This window comes from Brevundimonas sp. P7753 (assembly GCF_013386595.1).
Classification (GTDB): Bacteria; Pseudomonadota; Alphaproteobacteria; order Caulobacterales; family Caulobacteraceae; genus Brevundimonas; species Brevundimonas bullata.
Genome location: NZ_JACARP010000005.1, coordinates 20,301 through 38,909 on the forward strand (window position 1 = coordinate 20,301; position 18,609 = coordinate 38,909).

Below are 18,609 nucleotides of genomic sequence, written 5' to 3' on the forward strand. Positions count from 1 at the left end.
CCTAGAACTGGAAGCCCAGGCGAACGTAGGCGCTGCGGCCCCGCACGTCATAGGTGTACATGTCGAAGTTGATCGGGGCGTTGGCGTAGGAGGCTGGCGGCATCACGTCGAAGACGTTGTTGATCCCGACCGTCAGGGTCGTGTCATAACGATCGAAACGATAGCCGGCCTCGAGGTCCTGATAGAAGACGGCGTCGGTTTTGGCGTCCTTGACCGTGTTCACGACGTCGGTGCTTTCGCCGATATAGCGGCCGCGCCACATGGCGTTCATCGGACCGTCGCTCCAGCGCAGCGAGGTCTGGCCCTTCCAGTGCGGATAGGTCGAACGCGAACGGTCCCCCTTGCCGGCACGGTCGTCAACGATGGCCGGGCCGCCCGCCGGATCGGGGCTAACGGTCGAGAACTCGCTGAGGTAGGAGACGTCGATCATGGCCGCGAAACGGCCGATCGAGGTATTGAACTCATAGCGCGCCGTGGCGTCGACGCCCGAGGTGCGGATCTCGTTCAGGTTTTGCGCGCCCTGCACCAGGTTCAGCACCGCGCCGGTCGAGGCGTCGCGCGTGATCAGGTCGCAATAGACCCCGCCGCGCACGGCGCACAGGCTCATGATCTGGGCCGGCGACTGGGAGGCGATCGCGTCCTTGATCTTGATGTCGTACCAGTCGACCGTCAGGCTCAGGCCTGGAACCCAGTGCGGCTTGACCGCGACTCCGAAGCTCAGGGTGTCGGCCGTTTCAGGCTGCAGGTCCACATTGCCCGAGGTCGTGCCGGGGATCAGGCCGTTCAGGTTGTAGTTGGCCTGGTTGTAGCCGGTCGGCACGCCGACGCAGCCCGGCAGACTGGGGTTGGCCGAAGCGCCCCCGTTGCAGGGGTCGATGACTTGCAAGGAGACCTCGCGGCCGCCCTGGAACAGCTCCAGGATCGACGGGGCGCGGAAGCCTTGCGACCAGGTGCCGCGCACCAGAACGTCCTGAACCGGACGCCAGCCCACGCCGACCTTCATCGTCGTGGCGTCGCCGACCGTGTCGTAGTTCGAGTAGCGGGCCGCCAGGCTCAGATCCAGGCTCTGGGCCATCGGCAGATCGCGCAGCAGGGGCGCGGCGACTTCCAGATAGGCTTCGTGCAGGCTGTACTGGCCCGTGGTCGGCACGCGCGTCTGCGAGGTGGTGGTGGTGTAGGCGCTCGACAGATATTTGGGCGTGGCGTTGACATAGGGGTCCGGCGCGTCGGTCGCCTTGTTCTGGCGATACTCATAGCCCGCCGCCACGGCCAGCGGCCCCGCCGGCAGCTCATAGACGTCGCCGGTGATGTTGAACGCCAGATCATAGATCTCGGTGCTGTTCGTCTCGCGCGTCGTGTAGCGGATGAAGTCCGCCGCCTCGGCCGTCATCGGCGCGAACAGGTTGACCGGGACGCAGCCCGCGGTCGCGGCGCAGGTCGCCGGATTGCCCAGACCCAGGAACAGGTTCTCGTAGTTGACGCCGTTCAGCGCCGAGGACTTCATCTCGTTGCGGGCGTAGCTGCCGTAGGCGTCCCAGCTGAAGTCGCGTCCGAACAGGTTCAGTTCGCCGTCGAAGCCCGCGCCGAAGCGATAGGTTTTCACGTCCTGAACGTTGTCGCGGTTGCCCACATCCGTCATCACCTTGCGCACCCGCCAGGCCTGGTTGGCGCCGAAGGCCAGGGCGTTGGCGGTGGGCACGCCGTTGGCGGTGCCGAACGGGTTGAAGGCGTGGTTCGACGGCAAGCTGAAGCCGCGGATGGTCCCGGACGTACCGCCAATGTCCAGCAGGACCGGTGAGAACATCTGGTCCGAGACGCGGCGGTTGAACAGGGCTTCGGCGTGGAAGGACAGCTTGTCCGACAGGTCGCCGCGATAGCGACCATAGAAGCCGTAGCGCTCGCTGGGGCCGGTCGTATAGATGCCCTGAGCCTGGGTGTTGTAGTAGTCGCCCGGCAGGCTGGCGACGTGGAAGCTGTTGTCCGCCGCGGCGCCCGCGCCATAGTTCCCCAGGCCGTTGGCGACGATGGGCGCAGCCGAGGAGCCGAAGCCCGCACCCGTGCCGAAGAAGGCGTTGTTGGACAGGCCCGGCAAAATGAACAGGCCATAGGGGCTGGTGCCCGGCGTCGTCACCGGCACCAGGCTGGTGCGGGTCAGGTCGCGATCCTCGGTCAGGATCGGGCTGTCCTTCACATAGCTGGCCGAGAAGACCAGAGCGCCGTTATCGAAGCGCTTGCCGAAGTTGGCGATGGTCTGGAACTGCTCGCCGTCGCCGCGATCGGTTGAGCCGTAACGCGTGCTCAGGCGCACGCCGTCGAAATCGCGGATTGTCTGGATGTTGACCACCCCGGCGATGGCGTCTGCGCCATAGATGGCCGATGCGCCGTCCTTCAGCACCTCAATGCCTTCGATCATGCCCAGCGGCATGGTGTTCAGATCGACGAAGTCGCGGAAGCCGCGCTGGCCTACCCCGTCCACCCAGCGGTGGCCGTCGACCAGCACCAGGACGCGGTTGCCGCTGCCCTCGGCCCCGCCGAGGTAGCGCAGGTTGATCGAGGAGGCGCCGTAAGACGTCCCCTGGGTGCCGTTGCTGTTCAGGCTGACGCCCGCCGACGGCAGCTTCTGCAACAGGTCGCCGATCGAGGTGGCGCCCGAATTCTTGATGTCCTCGGCGGTCAAGGTCAGGACGGGGCCGACCGAGTCGGCGTCCTTGCGCTGAATCCGTGAGCCGGTGACGACGATCTCATCGACCGAGGTCGCGGCCTCAGGCTGCGAACCCGGTGCGGGCGTCGCCTGCTCCTGCGCCCAGGCCGCGCCTGCCCCGACCCATGCCAGCACCGCCAGCGCCGCGCCATTCCTCAGGCGTCGCGCCTGTCCGTTAACCGATCCCGTCATGGTCACTCCCCGAATCTTCCAATGCCCTGAGCCGTCCCTGTTTTTGGTCGAGACGTGCGATTGAGCCGGAAGGAGCCGGGTCGCGAGACCGAATGCAACATTATTGCAGTTTCGTATCCGTCCATGCGTTCACGGCATGATCTACCGGAAATCCGAACCGCGATCTTATGGTCGTCGATCAGGGGAGGACGGCATGGATCGACGAGGGTTTCTGGCGGCAGGCGCGGCGGCGCTGGCCCCGGCCGCATGGGCCAAGCCTCCATCCCTGCGGCTCAGCCTGCTGGGTCAGGCCCTGATCGAGCACGCCCCCGCTGCCCACGAATGGCCGGGCCGCACGGGCGTCGTCGCCCATCTGGCGCGCAGCCATGTGGTCTTCACTAATCTGGAGACGGTGATCCAGGGGCCCAACGCCGGGGCGCCGACGCGCGACCTGCTGACCCTGCACGCCGCGGGTCCGCAGATGCTGGAGGCGCTGAAGACCGCCCGCGTCAACCTGGTCGCCACCGCCAACAACCACGCCTTCGACCTGGGCGCCGGCGGCATCCTCGACACTGTCAGCGCCTTGCGCGCGGCGGGCCTGCCCTCGACCGGCAGCGGCGAGACCCTGGCTCACGCCGCCGCCCCCGCCTACGCCGGCTCCAGCGCCGGAACCGTCGGCCTGGTCGCCTTCGCCACCGGCAAGGTGCGGCCGGGCGGAGCCGCCACGCCCGAGCGCCCCGGCGTCAACGAACTGCGCCGCGACGCCTCCGGCCAGCCTGTCGCCGAGGACGTCGAGCGCATCCTGAACGCCATCCAGTCGGCGCGCCGTCAGGCCCAGGTCGTCATCGCCTATCAGCACAACCACGACTGGGAGCCGGACATGGCCAATGTTCCCCAATGGCAGCGCGCCCTGGCCCGCCGCTGCATCGACGCCGGCGCCGCCGTCTTCGCCGGCCATGGCGCACCCTTGGTGCAGGGGATCGAAATCTATCAGGGCGCGCCCCTGCTCTATGGCCTGGGAAACTTCTTCTTCCAGACCGAAAAGCCCGTCGGCGCCTATCCGCTCGAGTCCTGGCAAGGCGTCATCGCCGACTGCACCTTCGACGGCCGCCGCTGTCGCACAGTTCGCCTGGTTCCTATCACCCTCAACGAAGTCGGCCTGAACGGCCCCGACGACATGGCCACGCGCGGCCTGCCCGCCCTGGCCTCTCCCATTGACGCGGCCTCCATCCTGGACCGCGTGGCCAGGCGCAGCCAAGGCTTCGGCGTCCAGCTGGACAATAGGACCGGAGTAATTCGTTTCTGAAATCACAAGGAAGACGCCCGACGACCCAGACGCCGCGGTCGCGGTCGGGGCTGGACAGGCCTTAGGCTAACCAGTCCCCGCACAGCGCAAAGTGCGGCGATGGGCATAGGCCTGGTCCTTGGGCTTGAACGACACCGGCCACCATCGCCGCTCAGAAAAGCTATTGGATGATCAGGCCAGCGGCTGGATCCGATATCCGCCGTCGGCAAACCCATTCACGGCGATCACGGCTTCGACCTGACGTCCTGACGGCGTCCGACGAATGTGGATGACGCAATCCACGGCGTCTCCGATCATCCGATAGGGAACCTGGCTCGCAACCTCGCCGATCAGGTCCTCAATGCGTCGCAGCGCCTCGGGCGCCGAGTTGGCGTGGACGGTGGACAGACCGCCGGGATGCCCGGTGTTCCAACTCTTCAGGGTCTCAAGCGCGGCTGCGCCGTCGCGCATCTCGCCGATGACGATCCGATCCGGCCGCATGCGCAGGGCGTCGCGAACGAGGTCCGCCACGCCGATGGCCAAGGGCTGGCGGCGGGTCACGACCGACACGACGTCCCAGGCCGAACACTGCAGCTCAGGCGTATCCTCGATGAGGAAGACCCGGTCCTCGACGAAGGCCGGATCCGCCAGAATCGCATTCGCCAGGGTGGTTTTTCCTGAACCTGTACCGCCTGAAATCAGTATATTGTGGCGTTCTGATGCAGCAATACGCAAGGCGTTGGCCTGCCCCTCGCTCATCACGCCGTCGCGCACATAATCCTCCAATCCCCAGATCACTGCGGGACGCTTGCGGATGGAAAAGGCAGGGCCGACGGAGACCGGCGGCAACACCCCCTGGAACCGCTCGCCCGTCTCAGGCAGGACACCGGACAGCCGCGGGTTCTCCCGCGTCACCGTCTCGCCGACATAGTCCGCGATCAGCCGAATGGTCCGCTCCCGCGCCTCAATCGACAGAACGCACCCGGTATCGCAACGCCCCTCACCGACCCGATCCAGGATCAGTCGTCCGTCCGGATTGGCGAGGATCTCGACCACAGTCGGCTCCTCGAGCGCGGCGAGCACCGTCGCCCCCAGTGCGTGACGCAGCGCCTCAAGCTTTCGCTCGGCGATGATCGGATGGGGCGCCACCTATCTGGCGGCCGCGAAGGACCGAGGCTCTGCTGAAACCACAGCCCGCTCTCCGTCACGACGACCCGAGACGATCCGGGCGGCGGTCTCATCCAGCAGACGTTCGATGCGCCGCTCGACGGCGGCCTGCACCGTCGGATCCTCGTCCGCGACCGCGTCAGGCAGGCGCAGGAAGAAGGCCCTGGCCAGTTCGATGAGGAGTTCCTGGACGATCTGCATGTCCCGGCCGGTCGAACGCATGTGGTCGCGCAATGATCGCTCCAGGTTCAACAGCCTGTCCTCGGGGTCTACCTTCGGGTTCCGGGCCAGGCCCCGCATGATGGCCTGACCCGCCGCCTGGCTCAGGGCGATGCGCCCGACCCTGGCTTCCCGGTTGAGGCTCGACACCACCTTGGGGTCGTTGAGATAGACCTGCACACGCGTCGCCAGCTTTTCACCTCTAGCCATCGCTCCCTCCTTGCAACTGATCCAACACCGCCTGCTGCGCCGCCATTTCCTGGGACACCCGGCCATAGATGTCGGCGGCGCGCGCGGCGGCTCTCCGGTCGTCCATGGCGCCCGCGACCTCCTTGAACAGGGGCAGGCTGGCCCCATCGTCCCGGCCGAGACTGCGCCGCCCCAGCCAGGGATGAGGCGAAGCCCCCGGCGCGTCCACGCCCAGCGCCTGGTCCGGAAGCCGTCCATGGGCGCGGCTGCGAAACGGCTCGCGCCGGTCGTAGAGCAGCTTCTCGGAGCGGAGCGGACGCTGGCCGGCGACGAAGACCAATTGCAGATGATCCGGCAGGGCGCGGATCTCGCCAGGCTCCAGCAGGGGCCGCTCGACCTCGGACCGCGACACCGTGCTTCGCCCCGCGCCGAACCCTGAGGGCGAACTGCGGCTGGTCCGGGTCTCCGTGACCGAGCCGGTCAGCTTCGACACCTTGTCCTGGGTCAGCGGGTCCAGGGCCGAAAAGGCGGTGTAGACATGACAGTTGTCGAGGATGGTGTTGTGGGGGCCGTAGGTCTCGACGATGTCGTTCAGGGACTGTGCGACGAACATGGCCTTGATCCCGTAGCCGCTCATCAGGCGCAGCGACTTCTCGAAGAAGGCGAGCCGTCCCAGCAGCGGGAACTCGTCCATGATCATCAGCAACTGGCGCCGCTTGTCTCGTCCGGCGGCGTCACGCTTTTCCTCAGCGGTCAGGGCCTGAGCCGCCGCATAGAAGAGCAGCCGCACCAGGGGCCGAAGCGCCGCCGCATCCGCCGGCGCCACCTGGACATAAAGCGATAGGGGCGCGTCGGCGCACATCAGATCGCCCATAGCGAAGTCCGAGGCGGACAAAACCCTTTCCACGTCCTCGCCCGCCAGCCACTTCAGATAGGACCGCGCCGTCCCCTGGACCGAGGTGCGGAACCGGTCATGCATGGCCGCATAGCCCTTCACTGCGGTCTGGATGAAAGGATGGGCCTGCGGCTCGCCGTCCGGTCCAAGGCGATGCAGGGTCTTGAGCATGACGTCCGCCGCCTCGTCGAGGTCGGCCAGCAGTTCCTTGACCTTCAGCAGGGTCTTGTCCTGATCCTCGGCGGTATAGAGGACATGCAGGATCACCGCCTCGAGGATCTCCGAGGCCGCCTTGTCCCAGATAGCCTCCTCGTCGCGCGTCCCGCCGGGATCGGACAGAATGGCGACCAGCCTCTGCACCTGGGCCAGTTCGCCCGCTCCGGGCCGGATCTCCGCCAGGGGATTCCACCGCGCCGAAGCGGGATGCCGGGGCGCCAGATAGAGGGCGTGGGAAAACCGCGACCGCCAGCCGGCCGTCACAGCCCAGAGCTCGCCCTTGGGATCATGGACCAGGACGCTGCCGCCCCACGACAGCAGGGTGGGAACCACATGCCCCCTGCCCTTGCCGCTGCGCGTCCCGCCCGTCACCAGGGTCGGCCGCAGGTCCGTCGTCGCCAGCAGCCGCCCGCGAAACACCCCCAGGACGGCGCCCGACCTCGCGAGCAACCCCGCGCGCCGCGCCTCCGCCAGACCGCCCCAGCCGCGTCGCCGAACTGTCCGGCCCTGGCTATCCGCCACGACACCCAGGCTCAATCCGCCCAGCGCACCCGCCAGGATGGCGACGCCGCTGCGGTTCAGGGCATCGCGGGCTTCCGCCCCGTAGGTCTTGCGCCAGACCAGGATCGACCAGGGCGGATAGACGACGAGCGTCGGCCCGGACCGCCAAGCCGGCCCCAACACCGAGGACCATCCGTAGGTCCAGGCGAACATCTGTGTTCCCGCGCTCAGGCCGACAAGGGTTCCCGCCGCCAGGCCTATGAGCCGCCCCTTCACGGCGTATCATCCCCAGCGTCCGACGGTGTCCCCGTTATCGCTTCGAGCACCAGCAGCGCCGCCGCCTCCATGCGGCGATGGTGGTAGCGGCTCAGAGCAATCTCGAGCGCCTGGATATCCGCCTGGGCCAGAAGGGTGGAGATGCCGGCCGCCTCATCGTCGAGGTCCGCGAAAACCTGTTCTTCCGCCCCTCTGATCTGCGCCAGTCGCGACGACACGCGCCGAAATGCGTCGAGAAGGGCGTCGCTGCCGCTGCTCTGGACCAGACGGTCGAGGTCGCGATGGAGCATGGCCCGGACGCCCTCCTCATCCGGCGCCGACGCCGCCGGCAGACCCGCCGTGCCGTCCAGGCTCAAGCGGAGGCAATGAAGGCGAAAGGCCAGACGATCCCGGACCGTCGCGGGATCCAGCTGAAGCGTGACGTAGCCGCCAAGAGGAGCGCGTTCGACCAGCCCCGCGCCCGCAAGCCAGGCCAGGGCCTCCCGCACCGGCGTGGTCGACAAGCGCAGGCGCCGCGCCTCCTCGACGATGACGACCGGCTGGCCCGCGCCATAGAACCCCTGCTCCACGCGCAACCTCAGGCTGCCGAGCGCCTGATGGAACGGATCGCGGTTTCGGGTCAAAGCATCCTCTCCCCTCGCATGAGAAAACTATTGAACAGCGACGCCGGCTTCTCCAATGAGTTGAGAACACCAGCGTTCTCTCGCGCCGAAGAACGTCGCCAGCCCCGCCGAAAACCGACGGCGGGAGCGCCGGAAAGCGGCGCGGTCTTCGTCGCCATGCGTCGTTCCGGCCCTGCGGGGCCGCAATCTCGGGGTGCGAAAATGGATGCGGAAACGAAAGGCGTTCCGCCGGCTTCCAATCATGACGGGGCGCTTCTCTCGGCGGCGCTCCGGGCGGTGAGGCGTCTGCGCGGCATGAGTTCGCGCGACACGGCGGACGCCATGCACATGCCGCTGCGCACCTACCAGCGCTTCGAATCCGGCGAGACCCGCCCCAACCTCGACCACATCCATCGCTTCGCCCGGGCGACGCGGAGCGATCCCCACGCCCTGGTGATGGCGGTGGCCATCGGCGCGCCGGAACTAGCGGTTCACACTGCCGACAATCACCTCGTCACCATCCTCACGGTCGGCCTTCAGACCTATAACCGGACGCAGGGCGACAAGATCGCCGATCTCGACGTGCGCGCCATCGTCAGCGCCGTAACGGCGATGTTCGATCAATTGGCCGATGCCACAGCAGCCCAGAACGAAGCCCGCGCCTGGATCCGAACGGGTCAGGACGCCCTCGCCAAGGCGCGGCCCAAGCCCGGGCGCTGAGCATCCGCCGCGTGCAGATATACTCCAGATATAGCTTCACCGACCGTCGCTACGGGCGCTCACTGGGTCCGCCACGATAGGTGGCGAACTGAAGCAGGAGACTGACATGCAGACCCAAATCCTGAAGCTGGTGCGCGTCGGCAGCGCGCATGATCTCACCCGCCTGGAGATCGAGGGCAAGTACGTCGAGGCCGCAGGCCTCCGCACGGACTTCCCCATGTAGGACGGACCGGGCGGCCGCTTCCGCGACCGCCCGTTTGCCCTTGTCGAGATCTCTCATGACAGCCCTAGCTGAAGCGGATCTGGTCGCGGGCGTTCATTTCGCCTGGGTGGACGAGGACATCGTCGTCCTCGACCTTCGGTCCGACGCCTATATTCTGATCACCGGCGCCTCAGCCTTGTTGCAGCCCGTCCGCAACGGCGGCGGCGTCTGCGGCGCGGCGGCCGTTGTCGATGATCTCGTGACGGCAGGGCTGGCCGCCCGTACCAATAGGCTTTGGCGGACACCACTGCCGCGAGCCGTCAGCGACATCCGCCTGCCCGGCGACGCCCCTCCCCTGGCCGCCCTTTCGGCCCTGGCTCACGCCCTGGCCGCCACGGCCGCCTTCAAGCGTCAAAACCTGGCGGCGCTCGTCGAGATCGCGCGTCGGCGCCGAAGCCTCGCGCGCCCCCACGATCTGGCTGAAGCCGTGCGCCAGGCCGGCGCCTTCGAGGCCGTTCGTCCCTGGGTCCCTTTCGAAGGCGATTGCCTCCAGCGGTCCTGGATGCTCCATGACCGCCTTTGCAACCGCGGCGTCGACGCCGCCTGGGTTTTCGGCGTGCGCACCTGGCCCTTCTTCGCCCACTGCTGGGTCCAGGTCAGAGATGTCGTCGTCGGCGACACCCTCAACAGGGTCGGCGGCTTCACGCCGATCATGGCCGTGTAGTGGGCGACTTCCTCCTGTGGAGCCGACGCGCTGAGGACCTCTCTGGCGAGCGCCTGGCCCGCGCGGTGTGTGACGTGGCCGAGCGCCAGGGCTTCATAGCCCGCCGCCTGTCCCCTCTGGTTGGGATGATCACCTGGGGCCCACGCCCGCCGAAAGTCTCCAGGATCGGGCCCTGGACCCTGTTCGGCGACGTCTTTGATCGCCGGCGTCCGGTCTTCCCGTCCATCGATGACCGGGATCCTCGCGCCTACGACGCCAAGATGATGGCCCGCATCTGGGGACGCTATGTCGGCGTTCTGCTCGATCCGTCAGGCGCAGCGACGGCTGTCCTGCGCGACCCGTCGGGCGCGCGCGAGGCCGTCTACTGGACAGCCCACGGCCTGACCTTCGTGGCATCCGATGTTCCGGACGGACTCGTGACATCCGTCGCGCCTGATTGGAGGATTTCGAACGAGCGGCTGTCCGCAGCCATCCGGAACCCTCTCGCCCTGAGCGCCTGCCTTCTTCTCGACGGCCCGGTCGCCCTTCTTCCGGGCGAGATGCGCGATCTCGTCGCCGAGGAGACGATCCCGCTCTGGTCGCCGGCGGACCATGTCCATCGGCGCGATCTGACGTCCCTGTCCACGCCTGACGCCGCGGACCATCTCCGCGCCGCCGTCGCGGAAGCGGTGGATGGACTGGCCTCGGCGGCGGAGGGTGTCGGCGCCGAGATATCCGGGGGTCTCGACTCCAGCATCGTGGCCGCTGCTCTTCATCCCCGCCATAAGGTCCGCCTTTGGCTCAACGCGTCTGGTCCGGGCCCCGCCGCGGACGAAAGCGCCTTCGTCGCAGCCCTCGAAAAGCAACTCGACATAGACGTGACCCGGTTCAACCGTCGCGCGGCGGCCCTGGACCGCGACGCGCTCGAGGCGGCGCCGCAGCGCTTGCGCCCCTCCCTCGCGGCCCTGGACGGGGACTTCGACCAGGAATGGGCGATTCGCTGTTCCAGCGCCGGGGTCGACGCCCTCTTCACGGGAAAGGGCGGCGACGGCATGCTGATCCAGCCTGCGGCGGCGAGGGTCTTCACCGACCTCTGGCGGCTCAAGGGGTGGCGCGCCTTGTGCTCACGGGATCTCGTCCGTCTGGCGCGCCTCAACGAACGTTCGGTCTGGACGCTGGTGTCGGAGGCCATACGCTGGAAGCAGCCGCTCTACCCGGCGTCCGGCGATCTGAATCTCTTCACGCCGTCCGTTTCGCCATCACCGCATCATCCCTGGCTCGACGACGCGGCCGCCTGGGGACCGGCCAAGGCCGTCCAGGTCATGAGTCTGCTCCAGGGACACGGCCTCCACGGCCCCAGCCGGCTGACCGCCGCCGTCGATGTCTTCCATCCCCTGCTTTCACAGCCCGTGATCGAAGCCTGCCTCGGCCTGACCACGCCCCAACTCACCCTCGGCCGGCGAGATCGCGCTCTCGCCCGCCTCGCCTTCCGGGACAGACTGCCGCCCGAGGTTCTCCAACGGCGCTCGAAGGGCGAACTGACCGCCTACTTCGGGCGCATGATCGCCGATGGCCTCCCCGATCTAAGACCCTGGCTTCTCGACGGGCGGCTCGCCGCCCTGGGCGTCATTGATCGCCGGTCGGCCGAGGCCGCCCTGACAAGAGACGCCCTGATCCGCTGCGGCGACTATCCCGACATCCTCCTGGCCGCCATGTTCGAAGGCTGGGTGCGGGCCTGGGACAACCGCCTCCAGGTCTGAGGATGGAAACCGTCCCAGGGTCTCATCCAGCCAACGGAAGATCTGTCCGTGCAGATCGCGCAGGTTGGCAGGGCTCGTCATCCCGTGGCCTTCGCCCCAGTAGGTGATCAGTCTGGCCGGCTTTCCCAGTCGGTGGAGCGCGGCGAACATGGCTTCCGACTGGGTGGCCGGCACATAGTCCCGATCCGCCGTAACCAGCATGACCGGCGCCCTGATGCAGGGAGCGGCCAGCATCGGACTGGCCTGGGCATAGGCTTCGGGGATAGCCCAAGGCGGAGCCCCCATGGCTGCCTGTCCCTGTTCTGTTGACCCTGCGCCCTGGTTCCAGGCCGGGCCGGCGTTGGGCCACAACCGGCTGGCCGGCATGGGCTCGCCCCACTTGCTGAACAGGAGGGTCGGCGCCGAGGAGACGACATAGGCCTTGAAGCGATCCGTTCGAGCCGCCACGCCCAGAGCGCTGTACCCCCCGAAGCTGTGACCAAAGAGCCCCAGACGCGACCATGGCAGGTCCGGAGCGGCGGCCGCACCGGCGTCGATCGCCAGGTTCAGTCCGATCACAAGGTCGTCCAGCATTTCGGCGCGGCGGCTCTCGCCTTCCGGCGTCGTGCTCGTCGAAAAGACCGCATACTCGCCCATGGCCAGAACCCTGGCCTGCATGCCCGACCTCAGGCTCAGGGCGTCCGTCCATCGACCGGCGTCCGCCCTGCCCGGATAGAAGTCGACGATCACGCCGCGGATGTCGGCCGCCTCCACGCCAGGCGGGCGATAGAGGTAGCTCGTCACGGGACGGCCCAGGCGATCGAGATGGGGAACAGGGATCGGCCTGGCGAGCTGAAGATTCTCAAAGTCGCCGTTCAGCACCTCCAGAACACGGTCGCCGGCGCGATCCGCCGCCGTCAAGGTGGACACGCCCTCGACGTCGCATGTCATGAGCGCCCGCTCGCCCGCCGCAGCCCGCACTCTGGCTTCGCCGACGCAGTCGCGACGCGCCCGCCAGATCGTGCTCCCGTCATTCCTGACCGCCGTGAGACGGTCGTCCTGGAACAGGGGCGACCATGCCCGTCGCGCCGCGCTGTTCGACCGGCTGCGCACCGTGTCCAGCAGGTTGACGGGCTCGGCGGACCGCAGCCCGCTTTCCGTTTCGCCGACGGGCTCGATCGCTCCGCTCGCGGACAGGTCCCACAGCCGGCCGTCGGCGACCAGCCTGGCCGAAACCTCGCCCACGCTGGTCAGCCGGTCGGGTACGGACGCCAGACGCTGCGTCACCGCGACAGGGCCGCGCGGGTCCAGCCGCCACCAATCGAATCGGTCGCCGTCGGGCCGCCGGGCGTAGATCAGCAGATGCTCTCCCACCCAGTCGGCCCGCGCCGCCCGCAGTTCATCGATGGTTCTGCCCTTCTCCCTGGGCTCCAGCCCGCCGGTATCGACCGGGCGGATCGCCCCCTCCGTCGAGATCCTGACCAGGCCGCCCTCGCCCCAGGTCTGACCGTCGCGACGCGCCCAGACGACGACCTCGCGGGAACCGGCCGACCAGCGCAGCAGGTTAGGCGCGACATCGAGGTCATCCTCGAGCGCGACCGTCTTTCCCGTGGCGGTCTCGACCAGAAGCAGACGCCCCCTTCGCAGCACGGCGCTCTGAACGGTTCTTTCCTCGGGCCGCAGCGGCGTCGCCTCCGCCTGGGTGAGGACTGCGGTCCAGCCGCCGTCCGGAGAAATCTGAAAATCCCGGATCGACGCCGTCAGCCCCGGTGTACCGACGCCGTCGTCAGCCCTGACCGTCATCAGGGTCTGAACCTCATAGGCTTCGTCCGCTGATACAGCGGCGTCGTGCGTGTCCAGGATCTGCCGCGACGGCGCCTGTCCTTGGCGGCTTTTTCGCCAGCGCTCGGCCATGACCTCCGCCCCGGGGGTCTGGAACCGAAGCTGCCAGGGCGTCCGTCCGTCGGTCCTCACGCTCAGGACGAACCGCTCGGCGTTGATCCAGCCCGATCCCGCGCCGTTCAACGGCAGGTCCGGCGCGAGCCCGGTCCATTGCACCTGACGGGTTCGCACATCGGCGATCCCGGCTTCGGCGATCTCGCCCACGAGCCGATAGACGATCAGTCGTCGCCCGTCCGGGGACCAGGGACCGAGCAGCAGCCCGGTCGCCCCGCCGTCGATCGGCGCGGGCGCCTTCCCCGCGTCCAGGTCGGCGACGAACAGGACCCCGGAGCTCCAGGCGGAGCGCCAGTCGCGGTCAAAGCGCGGCCCCTGATCAAAGGGGCCTTGCCGCTCCCAGGCCGCATAGCGACCGTCCGGCGACAGGGAGACAGCCCCGAAGCTCGACATGGACAGGACGTCGTCGATGACGACGGGTCGCTTCTCCGCCCTGGCCTCGCCTGTCCAAAGCAGGCATGCGAGGGCGATCCCCGCCAGGGCGGGGCTGTTGCGCTTCTCCATGGCGACCTACCAGCGCTTGATCAGCTGAAGGGAGACCATGCGCCCTAGCGCATTCGCGCCGCCTGGATCGAAACCCACGCCGGAAGGCGCGTCGTAGAAGGGCGGATCAGCGTCCAACAGGTTTTGAACGTTGAAGAGCACCCGCAGGCCTCGCCCCGGGTCCCAACCCAACTGAAAGTCCGCCGTGTTCCAGGCGTCGATCCGGGTTCCCGCCCGATCCTCATAGGCGGCGACATGGCTCCAGTTCAGACCGGCCGAAAGCTCGCCCCGCCTCCATGTCGCGCCCGCCCTCGACCGCAGTTCGGAGGGATAGCCGATCAGTCCGCGCACCGAGAGCGAGGGCGCCGCCGGGGTGGTCTGCTGGTCATAGGCGAGCAGCCAGGATCCGGAGAGGTCGAAAGCCACCTCCTGCTCGCCGAAGCGCACCGGATAGACGGCGGCGAAGTCGAGCCCGCTGACATCGACGGACGCCGCATTGACCCAGCGCCCGTCGAGGATGGCCCCATAGGCATCCGGCGGATAGAGACCCGCCGCCGGGAAGCCGGGCGCCTCGATGAAGGACCGAACCAGGGCGAGGTCGGCGGCGCTCGCCGCCGGATCGACCAGGCGCACGAAGGGGGCCAGCGACGGATCCGTCAAAACCGCCTGAAGGTTCTCGTTGACCGGCTGGTTGATGCGGTCCGAGAAGCGCGTGTCGAAATAGCCGAGGCTGAACCGCGCGCCGCCCTCCTCCGCATAGTCAAAGCCCGCCGTCCAGGTCGTCGCCGTCTCCGGCTTGAGGTCGGGGTTGCCGCCGTAGAGATAGACGCTGAGAATCCGCAGGCCGTCGCTGCGCGGCACGGTCGTCATCGTCGCCGCCGAGGCGTCGAACATCTGGGTCAGGGCCGGCGCCCGGAAAGACGTCCCATAGGAGGCCCGCAGGTTCCAGCCGCGCGCCGGGGACCAGACCGCACCGATCTTGGGATTGGTGGTGGAGCCGAAGTCGTCATAGTCCTCGAACCGCGCGGCCGCCGTCAGTTCGAGACGTTCCAGGCCCGGCCGGGCGTTGTCCGCTCCGACGATCGGAAGGCGGACCTCGGCGAAGGCCGCCAGAACGGCCCGTTCGTAGTCGGGTTGAAGAACGTCCCGCGGCGTCGTCGTCGATGTCAGGTTGCGCGCGCGGCTGGACAGGCTCTCCCGGCGGGCCTGGAGGCCCACCGCCAGATCAAGATCGCCGCCCGGCAGCCTCGCGACCGGCCCGCTCGCCAGCAGGTTCGCCGAGCCCGAGCGGCTGCGCTCCAGCTTGTACGAATAGCCCTGGCTGATGAAGTCGAGCACCGCCCGGTCATTGGCCGCGCCGGCCCCGAACGGGTTGAAATAGCCGTCGCGAAGGCGATCGTAGGACGTTGCCGGATTGTCGGCGCCATTACCGAGCGCCTCGGCCAGGTAGGCGCTGCTGACGACCTTGAAGACCAGGCTTTCGCCCCTTTCCTCGGCCAGGCCGAGATAGCCGTCCAGAGACCAGCCCGCCCCCAGGTCATAGGCGCCGCCCGCGGTGAGGCCCAGGCTTCGAGACGTCCCCTTCTTCCGCGTCGGGCCGAGATCGCCATAGAAGGAATAGGCGATCAGATGCTGGGTTGAGCCGTTGGGCGTCACGAAGTGGGGATTGGCGGCGGTGACGGTGAGGACGGTGCTCGTGGGCGCGTTCTGCAGGCCATAGGCGCGGTGACTGAACCGCACGTCGGCGCTGGTCTCGAACCGGTCGCCTAACGATTGGCGCACCCGCCCATAGAGGCTGTCGCGTCGAACGTCCGGCATGAGATCCGCCCCCGACAGCAGGGCCGTCCCGTTGGCCTGGCCGGCCGCGAAATCCCCGGGAGCCTGCGCGGTTCCGGAAGCGCCAGGCCGGATGGCCCATTGCGACGCGAAAGCCCCGCCCGCCACGGCCACGATATTGCCCGGCGAGGAGAAGAGCCCCCGCCGGTCTGTCCCCCCGAACGGGCGCAGGTCGCCGTCGGCCGTATAGGGCCGGTCGAGCATGTTCAGCCCCTTGGCCGTCTGGTGCTCATAGGCCAGATAGGCCCCGCCGCTGTCCCACGACCGACCCGCCATATGGGATACGACGACCTCTTCGCTCCCGCCCTGCCCGGCGCCCAGCCTCAACCGGCTCTCCTGGCCGTCGAACTCACGCCGCATCACGATGTTGACCACGCCTGCCACGGCGTCGGAGCCGTAGAGGGCCGAGGCGCCGTCCAGCAGGACGTCCACCCTCTCCACGGCGGCGGACGGTATGGCCGAGGCGTCGGCGAAGGCCCCGCGCGAACCCGTCCCCGCCAGACGCCGGCCGTTGACCAGGGTCAGGGTCGAACCGACGCCCAAGCCTCGCAGATTGATCCCCGTGGCCAGGGCGCTGTTGCCGCCGGCGGGATCCGCGAAACCCAGGACCGCTCCCGGCGTCCCCGAGCCGGCGTAGTTCTGCGGCAGGTCGGCCAGCACCTCCGCTACGGACCCCCGACCTCGCCGGTCCAGGGCGTCGCGGTCCAGAACCACGACCGGCGACGACAGCGGTCCGGTTCCCCGCAACAGGCTGCCGGTGACGATCACCTCCTCAAGCCGGGTGACCTCGTCGGCCGCGTCGTCGGCCGCGCCAAGAAAGATCACCCCCGGTCGGGTCTCCCGCCAGACCAGACCCGTGCCGACCAGGAGTCGATCAATCGCGGCCGAGGGCGCATAGGCGCCGTTCAGCCCTGCGGTTCGCCGTCCCGCCACGAGATCGCTGGAAAACAGGATCTGCTGGTCGGACTGGGTCGCGAACAGGTTGAGGGCGTCGCGAAGCGAGCTGGCGGGAATATTGAAGACGCGCGCCTCCTCGGCGCAGGCGGGCGGGCTGGCGGCGAACAGGCAGGCCGCAAGCGCACTGGCGGACACGAAACTCAAACGATTCATCTCAGGACTCCCCACAACGCCCCATGGCGTCTGAGAAGAGATGGCTGAGCGCCCGAAAGACCCTGGCGCTCGCCTCAGTTCATTCGCTTCGTCCCGTCAGGACGATGGTTCCGCCCGGCCCGGCCGAGGCCTTGAGGTCGAACACCTCCGTCGCCGTCGAGACGAAGGCGTCGCGATCCCCGGTCCTGAACACCCCGTTCACCGATGCCCGGCCGGTCACCGTCTCATCCAGAACGATCTTCTCGGGCAGGTAGCGGTTCACCTCGGCCACCGCCGCCCGCAGCGGGGCGTCGCGGAAGACGATGCGGCCGTCGATCCATCCCGTCTCAGCGTCCACGTCCGCCGCCCGGGTCGCCACCCCGGCCTTGGTCACCCTGGCCTGTTGGCCGGCGGTCATACGTTTCGCCGCTCCCGCCTTGTCAGCCACCTCTACGGCGCCGGAGACCAGGACCACCTTCACGCCCGCCGCTTCACGTCGCACGTCGAAGACCGTGCCCAGCGCCGTCACCCTGGCGTCGCCGGCCGCCACCACGAAGGGACGGCTCGCATCATGGGCCACCGTGAACAAGGCCTGTCCCTCCTGGAGCTCGATGAACCGGCGATCGCCGTCGAACCGGACCCTCACCCGCGACGCGGTGTCGAGCCGTACAGAAGAACCGTCAGCCAGTTGGACAAGCCGCTCCTCCCCCACCCCTGTCGAGAAAACGGTGCGGGATTGCAGCCAGAAACTGAAGCCCCCCGCGAGCGCAGCCGCGGCGCCGACCGCGGCCAGGCCCAGCAGAAGCCGGGGCGGCCGACGCCGCTGCGTCCGTCGCGAGAAGGCGGCCTCAAGCGCCTCGTTCACCTGGGGATCTGCCGCCAGGTTGCCGGTTCCGGACCAGACGGTTTCCACGCGCCGATAGGCCTCGGCGTTCGCAGGCGACTGGCGCCAGGTGAAGAAGTCCTCGATCATGCGGGCGTCGACGTTCCGGCCGCCCAGGCGTCCGTGCCATTCAGCCGCTTCAATATCGGCGGCGCTCATACGGGCCTTTGGGCCAGCCATGCGATGCCCCATCCCTAGCGTCGAACCTGGGCGGCGCAGCGCGCCAAAGCCCGCGTCATACGCCATTCGACCGTTTTTGGACTGATACCAAGCTGGTCGGCGATCTGGCTGTTCGTCAGTCCGCCCACACGGGACAGAAGAAAGACATCTCGGAGAGGTTGTGGCAAGTCGAGGACCATCTGCCGGAAGAAGACCGTCTCTAGTTGGTCGGCGTCTTCATGCGACACGGTCGGCGTCACAGCCGCGAAACGCTCCGCGACCGCACTGCGTCTCAGCTGCCCCAGCGCCAGGTTGCTCGCCACGCGCAGCAGGAAGGCCTTCGGATGACGGATGCCCGCCAGGCCCGGATAGGACGCCAGCCGCAACCAGGCCTCCTGCAGGATGTCCTCGGCGTCAGCCGCTCCATAGCGGCGAACCAGCCGCGCCCGAAACCACGCCGCATAACGTCCATGCAGGCCGTCCAGCGTCATCGGCGCATCCGGCTGCAGTTTTTCCAATCCATCCGACACGGGCTCGCCTCCGGTTCAGAGGCGAGCCCGGCCGAAGCACCGGGTGTTGAGAACATGCTCAAACACATGCGCCGACGTCTTTAGCCC

The 18,609-nt window shown here is 68.1% G+C and carries 12 protein-coding genes and 1 pseudogene; 4 read left to right on the plus strand and 9 right to left on the minus strand.

Annotated features, from left to right (window positions below):
- Nucleotide 1: 1 nt before the first annotated feature.
- Nucleotides 2–2,893, minus strand: a complete 2,892-nt coding sequence (locus HX774_RS01235; protein ID WP_178823536.1) for a TonB-dependent receptor — start codon at nucleotides 2,891–2,893, stop codon at nucleotides 2–4.
- 193 nt (nucleotides 2,894–3,086) lie between these two features.
- Between HX774_RS01235 and HX774_RS01240 the strand changes: the two genes are divergently transcribed.
- On the plus strand, nucleotides 3,087–4,178 hold the full coding sequence (locus HX774_RS01240; protein WP_178823538.1) for a CapA family protein: 1,092 nt from the start codon (nucleotides 3,087–3,089) through the stop codon (nucleotides 4,176–4,178).
- A gap of 171 nt (nucleotides 4,179–4,349) precedes the next feature.
- Here the strand turns inward: HX774_RS01240 and trbB are convergent, their stop codons facing one another.
- The 4 genes from trbB to HX774_RS01260 are packed head-to-tail and all read right to left on the minus strand — an operon-like array spanning nucleotide 4,350 to nucleotide 8,243.
- Nucleotides 4,350–5,306 carry a P-type conjugative transfer ATPase TrbB gene (gene trbB / locus HX774_RS01245; protein WP_178823540.1) on the minus strand — a complete coding sequence of 319 codons (957 nt, stop codon included), beginning with the start codon at nucleotides 5,304–5,306 and terminating at the stop codon, nucleotides 4,350–4,352.
- On the minus strand, nucleotides 5,307–5,753 hold the full coding sequence (locus tag HX774_RS01250) for a hypothetical protein (RefSeq protein WP_218650201.1): 447 nt from the start codon (nucleotides 5,751–5,753) through the stop codon (nucleotides 5,307–5,309).
- Nucleotides 5,746–7,620: a type IV secretory system conjugative DNA transfer family protein gene (locus HX774_RS01255; protein ID WP_370523215.1), complete on the minus strand. Its 1,875-nt coding sequence runs from the start codon at nucleotides 7,618–7,620 to the stop codon at nucleotides 5,746–5,748. Before HX774_RS01255 ends, HX774_RS01250 begins: the two co-directional genes overlap by 8 nt.
- Complete coding sequence (locus HX774_RS01260; RefSeq protein WP_178823542.1) at nucleotides 7,617–8,243, minus strand: GntR family transcriptional regulator; 627 nt, start codon at nucleotides 8,241–8,243, stop codon at nucleotides 7,617–7,619. Before HX774_RS01260 ends, HX774_RS01255 begins: the two co-directional genes overlap by 4 nt.
- A 201-nt stretch (nucleotides 8,244–8,444) precedes the next feature.
- Here HX774_RS01260 and HX774_RS01265 point away from each other — a divergent pair, with 201 nt between their 5' ends.
- The 3 genes from HX774_RS01265 (at nucleotide 8,445) to HX774_RS19900 (ending at nucleotide 11,607) form a co-directional block, all read left to right on the plus strand.
- The gene (locus HX774_RS01265) at nucleotides 8,445–8,942 is read left to right on the plus strand and encodes a helix-turn-helix transcriptional regulator (RefSeq protein WP_255499845.1); all 498 of its coding nucleotides are present in this window, start codon (nucleotides 8,445–8,447) and stop codon (nucleotides 8,940–8,942) included.
- A 278-nt stretch (nucleotides 8,943–9,220) separates the two neighbouring features.
- A complete protein-coding gene (locus tag HX774_RS01270; protein ID WP_178823546.1) occupies nucleotides 9,221–9,868 on the plus strand; it encodes a lasso peptide biosynthesis B2 protein in 648 nt (215 codons plus the stop codon).
- Nucleotides 9,868–11,607 carry an asparagine synthase-related protein gene (locus HX774_RS19900; protein WP_370523217.1) on the plus strand — a complete coding sequence of 580 codons (1,740 nt, stop codon included), beginning with the start codon at nucleotides 9,868–9,870 and terminating at the stop codon, nucleotides 11,605–11,607. The genes HX774_RS01270 and HX774_RS19900 overlap by 1 nt, the downstream gene beginning before the upstream one ends.
- Before the next feature lie 24 nt (nucleotides 11,608–11,631).
- Here HX774_RS19900 and HX774_RS20310 read toward each other — a convergent pair.
- The 4 genes and pseudogenes from HX774_RS20310 to HX774_RS01290 form a co-directional block, all read right to left on the minus strand.
- Nucleotides 11,632–14,046, minus strand: a pseudogene (locus tag HX774_RS20310) (prolyl oligopeptidase family serine peptidase); the annotation flags it as partial.
- A 6-nt stretch (nucleotides 14,047–14,052) separates the two neighbouring features.
- Nucleotides 14,053–16,971, minus strand: coding sequence for a TonB-dependent receptor (locus tag HX774_RS01280; RefSeq protein WP_178823550.1), 2,919 nt, complete (start codon nucleotides 16,969–16,971; stop codon nucleotides 14,053–14,055).
- A 79-nt stretch (nucleotides 16,972–17,050) separates the two neighbouring features.
- Complete coding sequence (locus HX774_RS01285; RefSeq protein WP_255499846.1) at nucleotides 17,051–17,992, minus strand: FecR domain-containing protein; 942 nt, start codon at nucleotides 17,990–17,992, stop codon at nucleotides 17,051–17,053.
- 35 nt (nucleotides 17,993–18,027) lie between these two features.
- Complete coding sequence (locus HX774_RS01290; protein ID WP_178823554.1) at nucleotides 18,028–18,522, minus strand: sigma-70 family RNA polymerase sigma factor; 495 nt, start codon at nucleotides 18,520–18,522, stop codon at nucleotides 18,028–18,030.
- Nucleotides 18,523–18,609: the final 87 nt, after the last annotated feature.

Coding starts and splice junctions, on each gene's coding strand:
- HX774_RS01235 (WP_178823536.1), bottom strand. CDS start 2,893: ATGACGGGATCGGTTAACGGACAGGCGCGACGCCTGAGGAATGGCGCG.
- HX774_RS01240 (WP_178823538.1), top strand. CDS start 3,087: ATGGATCGACGAGGGTTTCTGGCGGCAGGCGCGGCGGCGCTGGCCCCG.
- HX774_RS01250 (WP_218650201.1), bottom strand. CDS start 5,753: ATGGCTAGAGGTGAAAAGCTGGCGACGCGTGTGCAGGTCTATCTCAAC.
- HX774_RS01265 (WP_255499845.1), top strand. CDS start 8,445: ATGGATGCGGAAACGAAAGGCGTTCCGCCGGCTTCCAATCATGACGGG.
- HX774_RS01270 (WP_178823546.1), top strand. CDS start 9,221: ATGACAGCCCTAGCTGAAGCGGATCTGGTCGCGGGCGTTCATTTCGCC.
- HX774_RS01280 (WP_178823550.1), bottom strand. CDS start 16,971: ATGAATCGTTTGAGTTTCGTGTCCGCCAGTGCGCTTGCGGCCTGCCTG.
- HX774_RS01285 (WP_255499846.1), bottom strand. CDS start 17,992: ATGAGCGCCGCCGATATTGAAGCGGCTGAATGGCACGGACGCCTGGGC.